We start from the raw sequence: 1,735 nt of genomic DNA on the forward strand, positions 1-1,735 counted from the left end.
GGGGGCGCCCGCCTTCACCCGGGCCGCCCTGCAGCAGCTCATGTGGGACGAGGTCGGACTGCTGCGGACGGGCGAGGGGCTCACCCAAGCACTCCGCACGCTGCGGGCGTGGTCTTCATCGAGCTCAGCGCCGACGACGGCGAGCGCCCACGAAGACGCCAACCTGCTGCTTCTGGCGGAGTCGACGGCGTCTGCGGCGCTGGCGCGAACGACGTCCGTCGGCGCGCATCATCGTGTCGACGCGCACATTCCCGAAACCGGTGCGCGCTCGCACGCCCCCTCATCGATCCTGGAGACCGTCTGATGCTGACCACTGCCACTGTGAACCGCGTCGTCGGCGCGGCCCTCGAAGAGGACGCCCCCTGGGGCGACCTGACCAGCACCACGCTGCTGCCCGCAGATGCCACCGCCACCGCCGATCTCGTTGCTCGCGAGGCCGGGGTCTTCAGCGGTGGTGAGGTGTTCGCCGCCGCGTTCCGGCTCACTGACACGGCTCTCGACGTGGACCTGCACGTCGGCGACGGTGACGACTTCGCCGCGGGCGACGTCCTCGCGTCGGTCTCGGGCTCAGCGCGCAGCGTGCTCACGGCGGAACGCGTCGCACTGAACTTCACGCAGCGGATGAGCGGCATCGCCACTCTCACCGCCGCCTACGTGGCAGCGATCGACGGCACGGGCGCCCGGATCGCCGACACCCGCAAGACCACGCCGGGGCTGCGCGCGTTCGAGCGTCATGCCGTCGAGTCCGGTGGCGGCCGCAACCACCGCTACTCACTGTCCGATGCCGTGATGGCGAAGGACAACCACCTCGCGGTGCTGAAACGCTCCGGCCTCGACCTCGCGACCGCACTGCGCGAGGCGCTGTCCCGCCTTCCCCACACGACCCACGTCGTGGTCGAGGTGGATCGTCTCGACCAGATCGAGGCGATGCTCGACGGCGGTGCCCACACCGTGCTGCTCGACAACTTCTCGCTCGACGACCTGCGCGAGGGGGTTGCCCTGATCGGCGACCGCGCCACCGTCGAAGCCTCCGGTGGGGTGAACCTCGACACCGTCGGCGACATCGCCCGCACCGGGGTGGATGTGATCTCGGTCGGCGCTCTGACGCACTCCGCACGAGCCCTCGACCTGGGCCTGGATCTGCGGATCGACTGACCCCGATGTCGCACCCTGGCATGTTGTATCTCGATCACGCCGCGACCTCCCCGGTACGACCGGAGGTGCTCGAGGCGATGGGTCCGTATCTCTCCGGGGTGTACGGCAACCCGTCGAGCCATCACACTGCCGGCGAAGCCGCCGCGGGTGCTCTGGACGATGCCCGCGCACGGGTGGCCCGGATCCTCGGGATGCGCACGGGCGATGTCGTGTTCACCGCAGGGGGCACCGAGGCGAACAATCTCGCGGTGAAGGGCATCGTGCTGGCGGCTCTCGAGGCAGGGCGACGTCATCTGGTGATCTCACCGATCGAGCACGAGTCGATCCTCGAATCCGCCGAATACCTCCGACGCTTCCATGCCGTCGAGGTGACGCTGCTGCCGGTCGACGCGCGCGGGCGGATCGCACCGGACGACCTGACGGCGGCGATCCGCGACGACACAGCGCTGGTGTCGATCGGCCACGCGAACAACGAGATCGGCACGATCCAGGACGCGACGGCACTGGCTTCCGTCACCCGGGCCGCCCGTGTGCCCCTGCATCTGGATGCCGTGCAGTCGGCCGGCTGGCTGGGGCTGCG

At 69.9% G+C, this 1,735-nt stretch carries 2 protein-coding genes and 1 pseudogene; all 3 read left to right on the forward strand.

Annotated elements, in window-relative coordinates:
* A pseudogene (locus KZA10_RS14160) lies at window positions 1-304 on the forward strand (L-aspartate oxidase); the annotation flags it as partial.
* On the forward strand, window positions 304-1,155 hold the full coding sequence (nadC, locus tag KZA10_RS14165; protein WP_218683203.1) for a carboxylating nicotinate-nucleotide diphosphorylase: 852 nt from the start codon (window positions 304-306) through the stop codon (window positions 1,153-1,155). The pseudogene KZA10_RS14160 and the gene nadC, both read left to right, overlap by 1 nt.
* Window positions 1,156-1,175: 20 nt before the next feature.
* A partial coding sequence (locus KZA10_RS14170) for a cysteine desulfurase family protein (RefSeq protein ID WP_218683204.1) occupies window positions 1,176-1,735 on the forward strand: 560 nt, incomplete at its 3' end.

The sequence above is a fragment of the Microbacterium sp. BF1 genome, assembly GCF_019279095.1.
GTDB classification, from domain to species: domain Bacteria; phylum Actinomycetota; class Actinomycetes; order Actinomycetales; family Microbacteriaceae; genus Microbacterium; species Microbacterium maritypicum.

Bases quoted from the DNA above. Each gene is read 5' to 3' on its own strand.
- nadC (WP_218683203.1), top strand. From the start codon at position 304: ATGCTGACCACTGCCACTGTGAACCGCGTCGTCGGCGCGGCCCTCGAA.